Annotated in this window: 12 protein-coding genes and 1 tRNA gene; 6 read left to right on the top strand and 7 right to left on the bottom strand. The window is 35.9% G+C overall.

Annotated features, from left to right (window positions below):
* The first annotated feature begins 338 nt into the window (after positions 1-338).
* The 3 genes from arfB (at position 339) to AC21OH_RS04555 (ending at position 4,366) form a co-directional block, all read left to right on the top strand.
* Positions 339-782 carry an alternative ribosome rescue aminoacyl-tRNA hydrolase ArfB gene (arfB, locus tag AC21OH_RS04565; protein ID WP_487371557.1) on the top strand — a complete coding sequence of 148 codons (444 nt, stop codon included), beginning with the start codon at positions 339-341 and terminating at the stop codon, positions 780-782.
* A gap of 164 nt (positions 783-946) precedes the next feature.
* Positions 947-1,573: a hypothetical protein gene (locus AC21OH_RS04560; protein ID WP_487371558.1), complete on the top strand. Its 627-nt coding sequence runs from the start codon at positions 947-949 to the stop codon at positions 1,571-1,573.
* Positions 1,574-2,164: 591 nt separating this feature from the next.
* A complete protein-coding gene (locus tag AC21OH_RS04555) occupies positions 2,165-4,366 on the top strand; it encodes a beta-propeller domain-containing protein (protein ID WP_487371451.1) in 2,202 nt (733 codons plus the stop codon).
* 70 nt (positions 4,367-4,436) lie between these two features.
* Here AC21OH_RS04555 and AC21OH_RS04550 read toward each other — a convergent pair.
* Both AC21OH_RS04550 and AC21OH_RS04545 read right to left on the bottom strand, forming a co-directional pair.
* Positions 4,437-4,513 (bottom strand) — tRNA-Ile (locus AC21OH_RS04550).
* A gap of 93 nt (positions 4,514-4,606) precedes the next feature.
* The gene (locus tag AC21OH_RS04545) at positions 4,607-5,815 is read right to left on the bottom strand and encodes a tRNA nucleotidyltransferase/poly(A) polymerase-related protein (protein WP_487371450.1); all 1,209 of its coding nucleotides are present in this window, start codon (positions 5,813-5,815) and stop codon (positions 4,607-4,609) included.
* Between the two features lie 253 nt (positions 5,816-6,068).
* On the opposite strand from AC21OH_RS04545, the gene AC21OH_RS04540 reads away from it, so the two are divergent.
* Complete coding sequence (locus AC21OH_RS04540) at positions 6,069-6,713, top strand: BLUF domain-containing protein (RefSeq protein WP_487371449.1); 645 nt, start codon at positions 6,069-6,071, stop codon at positions 6,711-6,713.
* A 263-nt stretch (positions 6,714-6,976) separates the two neighbouring features.
* On the opposite strand, the gene AC21OH_RS04535 is transcribed toward AC21OH_RS04540, so the two are convergent.
* The 4 genes from AC21OH_RS04535 to AC21OH_RS04520 form a co-directional block, all read right to left on the bottom strand.
* Positions 6,977-9,298, bottom strand: a complete 2,322-nt coding sequence (locus tag AC21OH_RS04535) for an NADP-dependent malic enzyme (RefSeq protein ID WP_487371448.1) — start codon at positions 9,296-9,298, stop codon at positions 6,977-6,979.
* A 471-nt stretch (positions 9,299-9,769) separates the two neighbouring features.
* Entirely contained in the window at positions 9,770-11,500 is a 1,731-nt protein-coding gene (locus tag AC21OH_RS04530) for a protein adenylyltransferase SelO (RefSeq protein WP_487371447.1), read from the bottom strand.
* 284 nt (positions 11,501-11,784) lie between these two features.
* On the bottom strand, positions 11,785-13,245 hold the full coding sequence (locus AC21OH_RS04525) for an acyl-CoA desaturase (RefSeq protein WP_487371446.1): 1,461 nt from the start codon (positions 13,243-13,245) through the stop codon (positions 11,785-11,787).
* Positions 13,246-13,416: 171 nt separating this feature from the next.
* Positions 13,417-14,325 carry a glycerophosphodiester phosphodiesterase gene (locus AC21OH_RS04520; protein ID WP_487371445.1) on the bottom strand — a complete coding sequence of 303 codons (909 nt, stop codon included), beginning with the start codon at positions 14,323-14,325 and terminating at the stop codon, positions 13,417-13,419.
* A gap of 401 nt (positions 14,326-14,726) precedes the next feature.
* Here AC21OH_RS04520 and AC21OH_RS04515 point away from each other — a divergent pair, with 401 nt between their 5' ends.
* On the top strand, positions 14,727-15,701 hold the full coding sequence (locus AC21OH_RS04515) for a hypothetical protein (protein ID WP_487370344.1): 975 nt from the start codon (positions 14,727-14,729) through the stop codon (positions 15,699-15,701).
* A gap of 126 nt (positions 15,702-15,827) precedes the next feature.
* Here AC21OH_RS04515 and AC21OH_RS04510 read toward each other — a convergent pair whose 3' ends face one another.
* Positions 15,828-16,448: a cob(I)yrinic acid a,c-diamide adenosyltransferase gene (locus AC21OH_RS04510; protein ID WP_487370345.1), complete on the bottom strand. Its 621-nt coding sequence runs from the start codon at positions 16,446-16,448 to the stop codon at positions 15,828-15,830.
* A gap of 333 nt (positions 16,449-16,781) precedes the next feature.
* On the opposite strand from AC21OH_RS04510, the gene cysS reads away from it, so the two are divergent.
* Entirely contained in the window at positions 16,782-18,347 is a 1,566-nt protein-coding gene (gene cysS, locus AC21OH_RS04505) for a cysteine--tRNA ligase (protein ID WP_487370346.1), read from the top strand.
* Positions 18,348-18,608: the final 261 nt, after the last annotated feature.

Raw genomic sequence — 18,608 nt, 5'->3', positions numbered from 1 at the left:
TCTTACTAACATATTCAAAGTCAGTCACTTTTTCATTAAATTTTTAAGCCTTATAAAAAACGGCTCTACGAAGGAGATATCATTATTTTTTCTTTAGACGCTTTAAAGTGGATTGGTTTTGCTATTTCAGTGGGGTTTATGTTCATTATTGGCTATTTTTGGGAGCACAAGTTCTTAAGATACGTACTGCCAGCAGTACCAGCAACGTATATTATAGTTGGCGCAGCAATGAGATCAACCAGTTATGGTTATGCCGATATTTTATTAGGAGGAGGTTTTTTTTATATATTATTCTTGTTTTTTGGGCATAGTGTTTATAAAAAATATAAATAAATAAAATGAATACAATCACCATGATATATATCGATAGCGCCAATAATAGCATAACCCTCTATGACACCGATGTGGAACTGACCGCTATTCGCGCCCAAGGCGCTGGCGGGCAAAACGTTAACAAGGTTTCATCCGCCATTCATCTGCGTTTTGACATTAAGGCGTCAAGCCTAAGCGATGCGCTAAAACAGCGTTTACTAGATACCAAAGACAATCGCATCACTAAAGACGGCGTACTGATAATTAAAGCGCAGCAGCACCGCACCCAAGAGCGAAATAAAGAGGACGCAATCGAGCGTTTGAAACAATTTATTGTTTCTGCCACTCGTGTGAGCAAAACCAGACGACCTACCAAACCTAGCCGTAATGCCAAGCGTAAACGAGTCGATAATAAGGTGTTGCGAGGTAAGACAAAGGCTCTAAGGGTTAAAGTGGATTATTTTAAATAATTACTTTATCGCCTATAACATTTAATCTAAATAACCTTTACTATTAATATCCTTTACTATTAATAACCTTACGATCAATGTCTTTTGCTATTTATAGCGCTATATTTAAATTTTGTAATAAACATTGATAGAATTTTCTTCAAAAATATTTAAAAGATGAATTTATGCTTATTAAACTTCTAAAACTAAAACATTGGCAGGTGTTCATACTAATTTTTGCCATACCATTCATACTGCAAATGGTTTGTATGTTTATTCTCTTTAAAACCATAAGTTCAAGCAGTGCGTCATCTATCAGCGCATTTGAGTCTACATTTTCTACCGTATTTGGGATTAATATTTTATTATCGTTTATCGGTCAAATCTTTTTATTGATGTGGTACTGGGCAATAGGCACTAAGTTATATGCAAAAATTCCTATGCATCTAAAACCACATTTACAAAGATTTAAGTTTGCTGCAACTGCCGTATTTATTTTGTTTTTAATATTTACAAGCTTTATGTTCATAATGGTTAGTTCAATAAATAACTCATATCTTGAAAGCGCTATTTTCAATTATTTTCATTATATGTTCTTAATACAACTCATAATGATAGTCGGCATTTTATATATTTTTTATTATTTGGGTAAAACCATAACGCTAGCTGAGCATAAAGCGGAAAAGAAAAATGAATACTTTATTAATATGATTTTAATCTGGTTTTATCCAATTGGTGTTTGGGTGCTTCAGCCTAAACTCAATAAAATTATGCAAGAATCGTATAACGTCAAAGATGGTAACATTGACTAGCGCTATCAATGATAACTTCAATATATAATTACTAACTATTATTAATTTATCTAAGATTTACATTGTTTTTATTTTAATAAGTCTATATATTTACTAGAATTGAAAATAGATAATTATTAAACCTTAATAATTATCTATTAATAATTTGTAAACCACTTATTCTGGAAACCAAATGTATATTTTAGGGCTTATTTTATTTTTTATTGGACTCGCTATCTCTTTATTTTACGGTATCAAACTCATAATCATTGCTTTTAGAGAGTCAACCGCATGGGGTCTCATGTACTTATTTGTCCCCTTTGCTAACTTATATTTTATTATAACGCGCTGGGATAAATGTAAATCCCCCTTCCTAAAAAGCTTAATCTCTATACCTTTTTTTATAGTTGGAATAATGCTTATTATGCCAAGCTTAGAAGTTGCGGCTTACCAAAATATGTAGACTGATCAATTAGCATGAGAATCAAATTTGATAAACCTTTTGAATACCAAATGCGTGTATTTAAAAGGTTTTTTGTTTAAGCTATTATTAAATCATTAATCCATCTCGCTTATAAATCGTCATTTAAAAACAATTAATATGGAAGTTTGATGTTAACAAGACAATTGATACCTCTCTTTTTAATCCTACCTATAGCCAGTTTTCAATTAACTGGCTGCGATCAGTCTGTCAATGACACAGAGTCAGGACTCTTAAAAAGTAATACCTCTACGCAATCAACGACTACTCAATCCGATAAAGATTATATAGGTGAGTATCCTAGCGACAAACCTGTCGGTAAATACTCTTTAGTCAAAGGAGAAAGGGCGCTATTAGACCACATCAACAATGCTATGAGCAGTCATATTGAAGATATGATTAGTAACGATTATTATTATAATGATTACGACAATATAGACTATGACTCTTTTTTAGAAGATGCAGCTGCGGCTTCAGACGAATCTGCTACAAGTGTAAGTTACTCCAAAACTAATTTAATTGAACAAGGAGTAGATGAAGCTGATTTTGTAAAGCAAAACGCTAATTATATTTTTCTATATGGAGATAAAGAGGGTAAAAAAGCGATACGAATCTATAATAAGTCAGACTTTAAAGAAGCAAGCTTTATTCAAAATAACAATCAAGATGAGTCCCAAAATCAATCCCAAAATAATCCACGAATTACAAATCGCCAAATTTCTTCATCAACCTTACTTCCGTCTAAAATTAGCTCAATATCAATATATACCGACAACGAGCTGGAAGGTATATACCTTACTAAAAACCATCTTTATGCTCTAAATTTAGCAGGTTTTTCATACGATCCATATAGTCAAGGGCGCTCGAATAGCTTCATAGACATTGAAGGCTATGATATAAAAGATATCCATGCCCCAGAATCTACATTATCTATTAGATTAACTGGAGATTATAAGCAGTCTCGTAAGATCGATGATGATTTGTATGTGATAACCCAAAATAGTATCGACTTACCAGATAATTTTAATTGTGACAGTGATTCTTACTATATCAATATAGTTGATAAATTAGCATCAACTCCTGAATCAGCTATTGGGCGATGTCAAGATAAATATAGGCTGTCTCAACAAGAGTTAGCAAGACGTATGCCACTCGGAAGTGATGGTAAACCTATTGACCCTAAAGCGTGTTATGTGCCTAGGTCCAATAAAGATAATAACTCAGCTTCAATAAATTATAGGGATTTAACATTAATACATAAAATTAATCTCAAAAGTAGGGAACATAAGAGCATATGTGTGGCGAGCAGTGCAAATGGCTTTTATATGAGTGATGCTGCTATGTATTTTGCCAATAATGAATACTATCAAACTGACAGCACATCTGAGCTTGAAAATAGTGATGTGGAACCTAGTATGATGGAGTATATACCACCTATAGAGAAAACAACCCTCCATAAGTTTGCTATTGACAATGATGTTAAAGAAATAAGTTATGTTGGTTCTGGTCAAGTAGAAGGTATCATTAATGAAGAAGTACCTAGCTTTAGTATGAATGAATATCAAGGTATATTACGTATTGCAACCAGCTCCGATAGTGCAGATGGAATTAAAAATATGCTGCATACATTAGAAGAGTCTGATACTAAGCTTGAATTGGTTACATTAGCCACATTACCCAATAAGCAAAAACCTAAGGCAATCGGCAAACCTGGTGAACGTATAAAAGGGGTTCGTTTCATGGGTAATCAGGGCTATATTGTTACATTTAAAAATTCGGATCCATTGTATAAAATAGATTTATCTGATCCTACTAATCCAAAAATGGAGGGTGAACTAGAAATGCCCGGCTATTCGGCTTACCTGCACCAAATGAATGATACATATTTGATGGGAGTAGGCTATACCGTTAATGAAAGAGCAGTACCAATTGGCATTCAAACCACTTTATTCGATGTGTCAGAAGCACCTAAAATTGTCTCTCAGGACACAGTTAGTATCCATGATCAGGACTTTACCCCTCAATTCGATCTAATGCTTGATAAGGACAGTAAAGCTTTATCATCAGTTATGGATAAAGGAAAGTACAAAGTGACGATTCCATATCTCCAGCAGTTGTCGGAATCAAATAATTTTAACTATCAAACCAAAGCAGTAGAGTATGAAATTGATCCAATGTCGGCTAAGTTTATGAATCGAAACCTCCGCTATGGACATATGACTGATTCAAATCATGCACATGATTTAAAATTTAGAGCTTTGATTGATGGCGATGAATTATATTACACCACCAATGATGGCATCATAGAAAAATACTTGTGGGGTAAGCAGTAATTAATAAAGAATAAAAAAAGGCTCACCTAAACTAAATAGGTAAGCCTTAATTATTTTTACTTTCAAAATATGGTGGGCCCAGTAGGACTTGAACCTACGACCGAACGATTATGAGTCGTGCGCTCTAACCAACTGAGCTATGGGCCCTAAAGCAAGCTGTTTAAACAACTTTATTAGACGCATTATATTACCTGAAAAATTTTATTTTGCAAGCGTCATACGCTATTTTTTTATCAAAAATCAAAGAAGCGTATTGATTGCATTTACTCGAGCTTGTTGTATTGCGTCACCAATTGCTTTACCTTGCAGCCCTTTATCAACATCTTTGATAGATATTCGTTGAAACGCTTTAATATACTGGTCAAAGTTAATCTGGACGGATGTAAGCTCTAAAATTTTATGTACTTGTATAAGTTGATTTAATTCAAGGTTGCTCTTGTCAGCTTTAGTAGCCTTTATAAAATTTGCAATATCATTTGCCGTGAGATCCTCTAACCTACACAAGTAAGGGTAGCAATTTATATAAGCTTTCGTGAATTGAATAATTTTAGTAGGCACTTTTAACCGTTGTGCCAATTTATTAGATTGAACCATCCATTGGCTGTCAGCGTCATTAGTAGGTTTAGTATTGAGCGAACCATGTAAGCGAATTTCGTAATCTACATTGAAGGCAAAATTTAGTATCGTCCAGCGCTGAGCCAAATTCAACTTATATTCACCTGCAAGTTGTAATGAATTAAATACTAAAAGTTTCAATCGAATGTCTTCTAATGCACTTGCAAGGTTAGGCATAATATAGGGTAGGGAGCCGATCTGAATTAAGCAATCTATGTAAGCTTGCGGGGAGCCTTCCAATAAAGCTCGACTGGTCTCTTGCCATACCCTTTCAGCGGTTAGGTGATATAATTCGCCGCTGTTATTTATATCATTTATTAATAAAACTGTCTCAGGGGCTATACTAAAGTTATCATTAGATTCGGTATTGTAAAAACGACCATAAAATCGAGCGATTCTCAATACTCTGAGGGGATCTTCGCTAAATGCGGGCGAGACATGGCGTAGAATTTTATCGTTAAGATCTTGCTGACCATGGTAGGGGTCAACGATATCTGCGTAAATAGGATTATCGTCAAATAAGCTTTTAACTTCTATCGCCATGGCATTAATGGTCAAATCACGGCGTAATAAGTCATCCTCAATAGTTACTTCTGGTGACGCATATACTTCAAACCCTTTATAGCCCTTACCGGATTTACGTTCGGTACGTGCTAGAGCATATTCTTCTTTAGTTTGAGGATGTAGAAATACAGGAAAGTCCTCACCGACTTGTATAAAGCCTGCTTCTAGCATTTGTTTTGGAGTTGCACCGACTACTACAAAGTCTTTGTCAGTGTAGTCACGGTTAAGTAGTTTGTCTCGTACTGCGCCACCGACCATATACGTTTTCATACATCTCCTTTTTTTATATTATATGTAAGAAATTTTAAATACAGAGGATCCATTTTTTCTATATAATAAGCTTTGGCAATAGAAATATGACTATAGGTTATTATAGTCATATTTTTTATAGGCTAAATAATTTTATATAAAAATATGAGTGTAGTTATATAATCTGGTTGAGAGTTAATTTATAAATAAAATCAGTACTTTAAGATAAAAAAATACAGTGTGGTTGTATAAAGATTTAAAAAGAGAATATTGAATGATGGTTTCAAGCTTTGCCAAATTAAATAATGAATCATACAAAATGGATGATAAGCAGCTTTTAAGGCTGGTGTATGTCAGCACTTTAAGTAAGAAATTGGATGCTTCAATATTTGAACATATACTCTATCATGCCGAAGATTATAATCGTAAATATAATATCAGAGGCATGCTTTGTAATAATAAAAAGAAGTTTATGCAGTGTTTAGAAGGTAACAAAGACGTCTTATTACCTTTGATGGAAAGGATTTATAAGGATGATAGACATAAAACAATCAAAGTAATTCTATTAAAGCCTATAAAAAAATACAGTTTTGATGATTGGCGTATGCGAAGTTTGAATCTAGACGACAGCATACGGCTTAAAGACTCAATCCAATCTAATTCTCCTGAACTTATACAGTTCATACCTTTTAAACCACTTGAATGGTCTGAATGGTTCTTAGAGCATTTTCTAGAGACCATGCGTAAATTCGATGACGCTACTCAAAATTATGATATAGATAATCATAGCTATAACATCGTTCAAGATTCAAATATCATGATGACAAGTATATTTGATTCAACACTACTGCACCGAGTACTGATCTTGATGACGGCGCTAATATTTGTCATCATATTAAAAATGAATGCTATTTTATAAAAGCTGATATTCAATAAATGTTAAATACATTAACTTATACATGTCATGTATAGTCAAAGAAGTCCAAAATGGTTACAAGGCAACCGAGTGCAAGTGCTACTGGAGTAGGCTAAACGAGATTAACGCCGTAACCGTTTAGTAGTTCGCTGACTATACTTATGATTATTATTTAGTATATCTACAAACGAATAAAGCCAGCAATTATGCTGGCTTTAATTTTTTAACATTGATATAAGTTCATATATATAAAAGGTCAGTTAACTTTATGCAAGATCTTGAGCTTCTGTTACCGCTAACGCAGTCATATTAACGATACGGCGTGCAGTGGCTGAAGGCGTCAATATGTGTACAGGCTTACTCGCTCCTAGTAATATTGGACCGATAGACGCACTGTGAGTCGCAGTTTTAAGCAAGTTGAAAGCAATGTTCGCCGAATCAAGAGTTGGCATGATCAATAAGTTAGCAGGGCCACTTAATACGCTGTGTGGAAAATCTTGCATACGGATAAAGTCATCCAGCGCTGCATCTCCATGCATTTCACCATCAAACTCAAAATCAACATCCATTTCAGTTAATATATTATAGACATTTCGCATTTTGACAGCATTTTCAAGATCTGAGGTGCCGAAGTTTGAATGTGATAATAAAGCAACTCGTGGTGTGATACCAAATCTGCGCATTTGATCGACAGCCAATACCGTCATTTCTGCTAATTGTTCAGCTGTAGGATTTTCATGAATATAAGTATCAGCAATGAATAAATTACGGTTTTGCATTAATACGGCATTCATTGCATAAAAATTAGTAGCGCCTTCTACTTTATCAATCACACGCTGAACATAGTCAAGGTGTAAATGATAATGACTGAAAGTACCACAAATAAGGCCATCAGCATCACCTTTTTCGACAAGTAGCGAGCCAATCAATGTTGTTTTACGACGGACATCACGGCGCGCAAGCTCGATACTTACCCCATCACGTTTGTTTTTAGCGTAGTATGATTGCCAATAATCTTTGTAGCGTGGATCGTCATGTTGATTAATAATTTCAACATTAACACCCGCTTCAAGTCTTAATCCAAGCGCTTCGATTTGTGCTTCGATAATAGCCGGTCTGCCTATTAATATAGGTTTGGCTAAGCCTTCATCAACAACTACCTGAACGGCGCGTAGTACATTTGGATCCTCGCCTTCACTAAAGGCAATGCGTTTTGGATCTTCTTTAGCTCGAGCGAACAATGGCTTCATTATTAAAGCGGAGTTATAAACAAAAGCAGATAGCTTTTGACGATAAGCAGAAAAGTCTTCGATCGGTAGAGTAGCTACACCTGAATCCATTGCAGCTTTAGCAACCGCAGAGGCAATCTCAATAATTAAGTTAGGTTCAAGTGGGCCTGGGATCAGATAATTACGACCAAACGTTTTGCTGGTGTCGATGTATTTTTGACCTTGAAGCGGCGTGGCTTCAACATGTGCCATAGCAGCAATTGCATGTACACAGGCAATTTTCATCTCTTCATTGACAGTAGTGGCCCCAACATCTAGAGCTCCGCGGAAGATATAAGGGAAACACAAAGCATTATTGACTTGGTTAGGATAGTCGGAACGACCCGTTGCCATAATAACGTCATCACGAATGGCATGAGCAATCTCTGGCATAATTTCAGGAGTTGGGTTAGCTAACGCAAAGATAATTGGATCGCGCGCCATGCTTTCAACCATGTATTTAGTCAAAACGCCTGGCATAGATAGTCCTAAGAACATATCAGTACCTGGCATAACTTCTTCTAAAGTCGTCGCATTGGTTTCACGTATATAGCGCTGTTTACTTTCGTCTAAGTTTTCACGTTTGGTTGAGATAATGCCACGCGAGTCTGATACAAAGATGTTTGACTTTTTAACACCAAGAGCGCAGATTAAATCTAAGCAAGAGATAGCGGCAGCACCTGCACCAGAACAAACAACTTTGATGTCTTCGATTTTTTTGTCAATAAGTTGTAGAGCGTTGATGAGTGCGGCACCAACAATAATTGAAGTACCATGTTGGTCATCATGGAATACTGGAATGTTCATACGTTCGCGCAATTCACGCTCAATTTTGAAACATTCAGGGGCTTTGATATCTTCTAAATTAATGCCGCCAAAAGTAGGCTCTAAAGAGGCAACCGCTTCAATGAACTTGTCGGGATCATTTTGAGCAACTTCTATATCAAAGACATCAATACCAGCAAAACGCTTAAATAATACGCCTTTACCTTCCATGACAGGTTTAGAAGCTAATGGGCCGATATTACCCAGTCCAAGAACGGCCGTACCATTTGTCACAACGCCTACTAAATTATTTCGAGCAGTGTATTTTGCTGCAAGCTTTGGGTCTTTTTGTATTTCTAAACAAGGAACTGCAACACCTGGTGAATAAGCTAACGCTAAATCATGCTGGTTAGCAATTTGCTTCGTAGGGGTAACAGAAATCTTACCTGGAATAGGATTCTCATGATAATGCAGGGCAGATTGTTCGAACTGCTCTTGATTTAATTTGCTAATATCATTAGGAACGGCAGGGGTATTTGAAGTAATATCGCTCATGTTTAAGACCAATTATAACTTGAATAAAAAGGAACTCCGCTAAAGGGAGACTCATAAGTGTCGCAATTTTCAATCTTAATATTATATCACTAATATCTAAGATTGAAGGTGATATAAATTATTACAATATAGGGTAACGCAATTTGGTTCAAATACGAAATGCAAATTTGGTTTATTTGTACAAATTTATGATACAAATTATTGATCTAACTTAATCAAATCAATCCAAGTATAGTTATAAATTATTGAATGAAGCAACTATTCAAGAAACTAATTATTAAAGTAACTATTTAAGAAACTAATAAAGAGTAATTAACTAATTAAGAAACTAATAAAGAGTAATTAACTAATTACAAGTCTAAATCAACGAATAATCAAGTAGCTATTCATATCAAAAAAATAGACACTTATGGCCTTATTATTAACGTCTAATTAATAATTTAAAACTGATTTTGAACCATCATTATTAACTTAAGATGAACAACTCACCACTAAGGGCTCTTCATCAAGTGCAGGAGGTGTAAAGTCACTTTCTATAGCAATAGACTGCACATTGTAAGGGGTAGATAATAATTGATACAATCTATCCACTTCACTAAAATCACCTTGCTGAGCCATTTCAATCGCTTGTTGAGCCATATTATTACGAAGTACATAAGCGGGATTAGCTTTTGCCAAATTTTCTATGACATCACTAATTCGGCTCGGATGACCGCTATTAAGCTTGACATTACTAGATATAATATGTTGCACATGTGATTTATAGTTACTAATCCACTGCTCAAATGCTTCTAACTGATCGGCTGCTAGCTCATCTTTTAATCTTTTAATAAGTAAATGTTCATGTAGATATTCATTTGGACATTCATTTGGATATTCATTTGGATATTCATGATTATAACCTGAGCTGTCTTCTGTAAACACTGCAATCAGTGCTCTAAAGCTATTGGTATAATCTAATTTATTGGATTCGATCAACTCTAAAAACTCAAAGGCGAGTTTGAGCGTATCGTTTATTCTTTTTGCATCATCTGGTTCTATTGCCGTGTTGTCATAAAAATTATTCGATTTATCTCTTATATTACTATCTGACTTATTATTAAAGTTATCTGTACAGTTTGTACTCTCTTTAAGTTTAGTATGTATAGAGAGTAGAGACCAAGGCAAGCCTAATTTACGACAGATACCTTGTTGATAGTGGCGAGAGAAAACTGATTCGTATTGGGCCAAACATTTATCTAATACTTCTCGATTAATATTTTCTTTTGTATCAATAAAAATATTCCTATTGGAAAGTTGCATAAAATGCTTCATCCAAATATTTAGATTCCAATGACCAATAGCCGGCTGGTTTTGATAAGAATAGCGTCCAGTGTAGTCAGAATGGTTGTTTATCCACGCTGGATTAAAACGTTCCATAAACCCAAATGGACCGTAGTCTATAGTCGTACCAGTTATCGATAAATTGTCGGTATTCATAACACCATGCGCGAACCCTATTAATTGCCAATTAGCAATCAGAGTCCCAGTTCGTCGAACAACAGCTGAAATGAAATCAGCTAAAGGTGTGTTAGATGATTTATATTCAGGATAGTAGGTTTCAATCATGTACTTGGTGAAGTCATGCATAAGCTCTGGAGCAAAGTTTGCAATCCATTCAACATGGCCAAGACGAATATGAGTATCCGATACACGCATAAGCGCAGCACCTTGTTCCATACGCTCACGGCGTACTAGCGTATCAGAAGTGATAAATCCTAACGCATTTGAAGATCGAATACCCAAACACGACATAGCATGACCACACAAATATTCTCTAATCGTGCTACGCAGCACCGCACGTCCATCACCCATACGTGAAAAGGGGGTGAGTCCTGCGCCTTTAAGGTGAAGGTCTGTAAGTTGATTATTGTTATCGATAACCTGCGCCATAAGTAAGCCGCGTCCATCGCCAAGCTGACCTGCCCAATGACCAAATTGGTGCCCTGCATACGCCATTGCTAAAGGTTCAAACCCATTAGGTATTTTGATACCTGCGATGATCTCTACCCAATTATCCATTAATGTATCATTTTTATCCCAACCAATTTGATTGGCAACGATGGGGTTAAAGTGACCAGCTTTAGGATTAGATAAAGGGGAAGGGTTTTGTTTGTTATATAGACGTTCATCAAGTCTTGCGTAACTGTTGTTATAATTCATGATTTTAGCTTTAATCGTTTAATTAAAAGGATAGTATCTAATATTATAAGTTTGCTAACGCATACTTGATGTTAACTAACTGCTAAGTCAACAATCTATAAAAAAGTTATGAGCTAATCAAGTAGGTCTATGTAAGTATAACTTGTACTCGGTTGCCTCATAACCAATTTAAGTTTTGATGACTATAATACACAGTACTGTAGAGATGACAGCTTATAAGTCAAAAAAAACCCCTTATAAGAAGGGGAGGAGGAAACAAAGTTTATTATTATAGTTTTTAGTGTTTATAAGACTGATTTAAAGCCGACGGTACGAAAGGCTCGTTTCACATTTCTATTGTGGGCAAATATCCGCCCTTCAATAAGCGCGTATTGATCACTCAGCATATCATCAACTTCATGAAGTTTATCGGCAATGGCTTCTTTTTTCATTTGCATTGACTTAGTTTTAAGCGCTTGCCACTCTTTTACCGTCTCGGTGAATAGGTCATATTCAAACTGAATACGGTCACTAAAAGTCTGTATTGAGTAAGGGAGTAGCGAGTCATCTTCAAGTTTGTTGGTTTTTATATGCTCAATTTTCTGCTGGGCGCGCTTAAACTGCATATTAACCTCAGCATGTTTGATGGTCGTATCATCTACCACACGCAAATCAGATGCCAAACCAACTTTAGCTAACACCGAAATTAGCCACTTTGTCGGGTCATACTGCCACCACTTAACCCCATTGCGATAGTCATACTGAAAGAAATGATGGTAGTTATGATAACCCTCACCCCATGTGGGGATAGCTAATATAAAATTATCACGCGCAGTGTTGGTATCAGTATAGGTACGCTTACCATGCATATGGCATAAGGAGTTGATAAAGAAGGTTAAGTGATGGTTAAGCACTAAGCGAACCAGACCCGCTAATAATAAGGTGCCCCATACATCACCAACGACCCAGCCAATAGCGCCAATTAGCCCTACATTAGCGCCCAATACCCAAAGACCATAGTATTTATGGTGAATCTGCAGCACTTTATCATTGGTCAAATCACGAATGTTTTTATAATCAAAATTGCCACTTGGGTATTTTTTTAACATCCAACCAATATGACTAAACCAAAAACCACGCTTTGCAGAGTAGGGATCTTTCATACGGTCATCGACATACTTGTGGTGGGTACGGTGTCCAGAGCACCAATCAAATGCTGAACCCTGAACGGCTAGTGTAGCACCGACTAAGAAAAAATTGCGCACCGCAGGATGTGCCTTATAACTACGATGAGACATTAGCCGGTGATAGCCTGCGGTGATACTTAAACTGGTCCAAACACCAACCGCAGCAAACACGCCCCAAACCGGCGCACTCACATCGTGTTTCATTATATACCAAGGCGTGATAACTGCCGCAGCAAGAGGTGTCGCAACCAGCACCACAGCTGGAACCCAGTTAATTGGTGCTCGTCTGAAGGCATGCTCTTCTGCAAGCTCGTTATCTATTGGCTGAGTAGCAGATTGATTGGATTGTAATAAACTAGAATCTGAAGCTTTGACTGTAGGTATGGTGAGTTTAGCGTTATCAAAACGGTCATTAAAGTCTAAAAGATCAGTTGATGGCTTCTTAACACTTGATGTAACACGACGGCGCAGTGTCTGTATCACATCAGGAAAGTCGTTTAAAACACGTTTACCTTGACGTAACGTGCTACTCAATGCGTGAGATAACTTATTGAGAGGGTTTTTGGTTTCATTAAGCATACTAAAAGCTGTCCTTGCAATCTATTATTTACTGAACTAATAGCATACCCCAAACTTGTATTAAAGTGAACATTTATTCACTCAGTTATTAGTTAATTGGTCAAAATTTACTTTCAATAAACACTTAAAACAGTTATTGGTAACAATAATTGGTAACATTTATTAGTACTATTAAGTATGTGTAGTCCCATCTTCCAGTAGATTAGTAGGGTAGTCCGTAATAATGTAACGAACCCCAAGCTTGATTAAGCGTTTGGCTTCATCTGTTTCATTGACCGTCCAAGCCGTTGTCGATAGTCCGTGGTGCCTGCATAGTCTCATTATTGATGGACCATAGAGGGCGAAATATAGTCCCACACTTTTGCAGCCTAAACGCATGGCAATATGAGGCGCTTGTGATAAAGGTTGTTCGGTAGATGTCAGTGTATTAAGATTAAATGAACGATAATCAGTTATATCAGATATAGGCCGATTGTTGGTATGTGAAGCAATATCTTTTATGACACTATCATGCAACTCAACAAGTAACCCTCTTCTAAAAGTTTTTAGGATAGGATGTGCATTGATCAATTCATGCAATTTTAAATCAAAGCTGGTGAGTGTAATAGGAAGAGAAACGAGTAATTTATGACAAAGGGAGTCATTAAGAGCTTTTATGAGGTTAGCGTAATTGGTTCTATTGTGAGTTTTAATTTCTAATTCAATGTGTTGATAGCTTTCTAAAAGTGGCGCTAACTGTACAAATGAGGCAACTTGATAGTGACCCTCTGTCATATGTTGCAACTGTTTAAATGAGATGTTATCTATTCTTGATTGTAACTTAAATAGCCTAAGCAAATTATCATCGTGAAAAACCGCCAATTCACCATCTTGTGTTAATTGAACATCAAACTCTACGCCCGCTAGCAAACCTGACGAACGCTTTGTTAATGCTGCTAAATGTTTGAATCCTATTAAACTATTTTCAAATTGTTCACCACGTACGCCGCGATGACCTAGCAAACGGGTATTACTCGACCTTAACATTTTTACAGTACTAAGCTGTTGTAGGCTAGAGGGCGAACTATGCTTTGAAGTCATAATGGGCTCTACTGATATTCATTTAAGCTATTAAAATTAAATGGTTTGTAGGTAATTAATAACATCATTCAATAAACGCTTATTGATTAGAGTATATTGAATAACAAATAAATAAGATTTGGCGTATAATAGCCTATATATGCATATTTAACATTCTATGTACTTTATGATTAAAGATAAGTTACAAACGTTATTTAGTGTCTATTAACCTTTTGTTGTTTCATTTATTTATTGACAGTAGATTAATAAATCGACTCTAAAATTTTAATACTACACTTATATTTAAAATTTATTAATAATATTCAAGTTTAAAATACATTAATGTATTTTTAGTATTATAACTTTTATAACACTTATCTCATTATACCAAATTAAGAGAAATAATAAGCTAAGAGGTCAAGATGACATTAAGTTTAGACAGAATCGCTCGTCATAAGAAATTATTAGGAGTCGCAGTAGTTTGCGGCCTAACGGCTGTTGGTTGTACGAAGAAAGATAAAAACGATACGGATGCCACAAATACTGAAGATGAGCAAGTGACGGTTGATGGTATGAACAACGATGCGGCGGTTAATACGATTACTATAGAATGTGATGATCCTGCTGTTTTGAATCAATTGACTCAATCTGTCAAATCTTCTGTCAGCTCTCAAACTCAGAACTTATTTAAAAGTTTTGGAGAGCGGGCGGGTACAACTTTAAACTATAGTGACACAAACAATGCAGTCAACACCATATTAATTGATGTGGCTAATCCAAAAGTATTACAACAGACCAATGCTCAAGGTGTGGTAACCTGTAATTCAAGCCTAAGCTTAACGCTACCTAATAAAGATGTAACACGCGCTAAAAAAGTATATGAGCTGCTTGAAGAAGGCAGTTTGAATAATTATTTAAGAACAAAAAATGTGACTTTAAATAATAATATGCTCGTTAGTAACGATTTTAATTATGTGGTTGGTGAACAAAATGGTCAGCCTGTGGCCCGTATCGTAGGGTTCCCGCCTGTGCTTTCAGCAGCAGCAGATATCATTGCCAGATCTCAGTATAAGTCTGCACTCGATGCTAGCAGGCCACCTACTGCACCATCTCGTCCGGTGGTTGTTCAGCCACCATCGATAGATAATTCTTATGATAATGATGATCAAAGAAGTAGTAATTCGAACCGAAATGACTCTGAACCTCGGTCTACTTACGAACCTGAACAAACACGGCCTACTGAGCAGGTTAATCCTATTGAACCGACCTTACCTGCCAAACCTGAACGTGATATAGAAGATGTGATTGAAAAACCAATACCTTCAAGTGAAGAATTTGAAGTGCCAACTGACGACAGCATTGAGATGCTCATCATTGAAGAAGAAGGTACTTACTAAGACAGTTTTAAAAAAATTATATTTTAAATAAAAAAAGGATCAAATTGAACATTTGATCCTTTTTCAATCTATGTATACCCTTATAAACTTCATAGATTAAAAGATAAGACTCAATTAACCTTTTCATTACTGATCAAATTTACTTAATATAGTTTTATTCCATAATACCTCATTAGACCCTTCTAGTTTGGTGCAATATCTAGCAAGAACAAATAGCCAGTCTGATAGACGGTTAAGAAACTTTAGAATATCATCAGAAATCCCATCGGATGCTTTGTTTTTAAGACGAACCCCTTGACGTTCAGCACGGCGGCATACTGTTCTAGTAATATGTATTTGGCTCACTAGCATAGACCCAGAAGGCAAGATAAAATCCTTCAATGCTGATAGCTGATTATTGATGATGTCGATTTCATCTTCTAACCACATAATATGCGAGGTATCAATACCTTTATACTGAGGCATAGATAATTCACCGCCTACGTTAAATAATAGATGCTGAACTATATTTAAATTATCAACTACATCCGTTATAGAAGGGATGTGGTGACTATCAGAATGTTTATTAGGGTTTGAATGTAACTCATTAAGATGCGATATAATCAAACCGATATGCGAATTTAATTCATCAACATCTCCAATAACATCGAATAAAATATCAGCTTTACTAATTCTATCCCCATTAGCCATACCTGTTGATCCATCATCTCCAGTGCGAGTATAAATTTTACTTAAACGATTTCCCATTTCTTTATCCTTTTATTTATTTAACTTATATGTGTTTAACTTACATCTGTTTAACTTATATGTGTCGAGCAAGAAGCTAGCATTGTCGAAGTTTTTATAATGTTTATTCGTGCTTAGTAGCATTTATTGATTAGTAGCATTCACTGATTAGTAGTATCTTGTTATGTAGCAATTTATAGTGAGCTTAGGTAAGATGACACCCCAAATTCAACAGACCAAAATTAATTAATTGACTATAATAAGACGTTTAGAATTAGATTTTATATCTTGCATTCCATATCATGTATTCCATTTCTGTTAATAAAGTTACGTATTCATTGAAGGTTTTAAATTATGTCAAAAGCAACACTTAATCGTACTTCTGAGGCATTATCTCAGCTATTGATTGAAAACCAAAATGGCTTAAAGCTATACGACTCAATGCGTACAGAAAAATGTAACTTTGAGCCGCTTGAAGCAGGTAAAGTCGGTATGTATGTTTGCGGCATGACAGTTTATGATTATTGTCACATTGGGCATGCCCGCGTTATTGTTGCATTTGACGTTGTGAGTCGGTGGTTGCGTCACCTTGGCTATGATGTCAATTATGTGCGAAATATAACAGATATTGACGACAAGATTATTGCACGCGCGAATGAGAATAATGAAAAAATAGGAGCGTTGACGGCTAGATTCATAAAGGCCATGCATGAAGACTCTCAATCATTAGGCTGCATGAACCCAGACGCTGAACCACGCGCTACAGATTACATTCCCGATATGCTATCGATGATAGAAACGCTTGAAAATAATAATTATGCCTATGAAGGCTTAAACGGCGATGTGTATTATGCAGTAGAGTCTTTTGAAGACTATGGCAAATTATCTAAAAGAAAGTTAGAGGATATGCAAGCAGGTTCGAGAGTGGATATAGAAACGGATAAGAAGAATCCTTTTGATTTTGTACTGTGGAAGGCGGCAAAGTCGGGTGAGCCGCAATGGCATTCTAAATGGGGTAGTGGACGGCCGGGTTGGCACATTGAATGTTCAGCGATGTCAACTGAGTGCTTGGGGAATAGCTTTGATATACACGGTGGCGGCCACGATTTACAGTTCCCGCACCATGAAAATGAAATAGCTCAATCAGAAGCCGCCACAGGCTGCACTTATGCCAATAACTGGATGCATGTGGGCTTTATCAATGTAGATGGTGAAAAGATGTCTAAGTCTTTAGGTAACTTTTTTACGATTCGGGATGTGATGCAAAGCTTCCATCCTGAGACGATAAGATTTTTCATTTTATCGAGCCACTACCGAAGTCAGGTTAATTTCTCTGATGCAGCGTTAAAAGAAGCTCATGCAGGATTAACACGCTTATACCAAGCGCTCAAATCCGCAAATGCAGTACTGGATGCAACCAAACCAGATGCTGTATCAAACATAGACAATATAAGCTTTGATAATAAAAGTATAGACAGTAAAAGCAAAGACTGTACAAATTATAGTGTTTACAACAGTCACTATGTGCAAGATTTTATTTCTGCAATGAACGATGACTTTAATACCTCTTTGGCGCTAAGTGTGATATTTAGTCTTGCAAAAGAGGTGAATAAACTTGCTCGTGACCTTAATTCAAATGATTATATAGACAAGCTCAAGTCGCTTACTCAACAACTAAAAGAGCTTTCAGGAATTTTAAATATCGGTCAACTAGACCCAAGCGAATTTTTGCAAGCTCAAATAGGGAAGACGGATAGTGATCAGCTTACTGATGAACAAATAGATGTGCTAATACAAGAACGTATTGATGCTAAATCTAACAAAGACTTTAAACGTGCTGATGAGATTCGAAATATCCTACAAGACAGTAAGGTGGTATTAGAAGACAGTAAAGCGGGAACAACATGGCGTAGAAGTTAGATATTTAATTTAAAGCCATAGTTGTAATATTTGAATGTTTAACAGACTCAAGTTTAGCCCTTCTCTTAAATGAACGGGCTTTTTTAATACGTATTCATAACAGTATATAAATCATAATCTTGCTTTAATTCTTTATACTATTCAAATATAACCATAAGAATAATACTATTTATATGTAGCTGCTTAGAGCGTATCTTCAATTGATACACCACTATATATTTAAAGATATAAAAATATCAAACCCAATAAATCTTATCAAAT

It is taken from the genome of Psychrobacter sp. CX10 (genome assembly GCF_057621575.2).
This window is presented reverse-complemented; position numbering and strand designations above follow the sequence as displayed.

Bases quoted from the DNA above. Each gene is read 5' to 3' on its own strand.
- AC21OH_RS04540 (WP_487371449.1), top strand. From the start codon at position 6,069: ATGATGGTTTCAAGCTTTGCCAAATTAAATAATGAATCATACAAAATG.
- AC21OH_RS04535 (WP_487371448.1), bottom strand. From the start codon at position 9,298: ATGAGCGATATTACTTCAAATACCCCTGCCGTTCCTAATGATATTAGC.
- AC21OH_RS04510 (WP_487370345.1), bottom strand. From the start codon at position 16,448: ATGGGAAATCGTTTAAGTAAAATTTATACTCGCACTGGAGATGATGGA.
- AC21OH_RS04520 (WP_487371445.1), bottom strand. From the start codon at position 14,325: ATGACTTCAAAGCATAGTTCGCCCTCTAGCCTACAACAGCTTAGTACT.
- arfB (WP_487371557.1), top strand. From the start codon at position 339: ATGAATACAATCACCATGATATATATCGATAGCGCCAATAATAGCATA.
- AC21OH_RS04530 (WP_487371447.1), bottom strand. From the start codon at position 11,500: ATGAATTATAACAACAGTTACGCAAGACTTGATGAACGTCTATATAAC.
- AC21OH_RS04545 (WP_487371450.1), bottom strand. From the start codon at position 5,815: ATGAAAACGTATATGGTCGGTGGCGCAGTACGAGACAAACTACTTAAC.
- AC21OH_RS04525 (WP_487371446.1), bottom strand. From the start codon at position 13,245: ATGCTTAATGAAACCAAAAACCCTCTCAATAAGTTATCTCACGCATTG.
- AC21OH_RS04555 (WP_487371451.1), top strand. From the start codon at position 2,165: ATGTTAACAAGACAATTGATACCTCTCTTTTTAATCCTACCTATAGCC.
- cysS (WP_487370346.1), top strand. From the start codon at position 16,782: ATGTCAAAAGCAACACTTAATCGTACTTCTGAGGCATTATCTCAGCTA.
- AC21OH_RS04515 (WP_487370344.1), top strand. From the start codon at position 14,727: ATGACATTAAGTTTAGACAGAATCGCTCGTCATAAGAAATTATTAGGA.
- AC21OH_RS04560 (WP_487371558.1), top strand. From the start codon at position 947: ATGCTTATTAAACTTCTAAAACTAAAACATTGGCAGGTGTTCATACTA.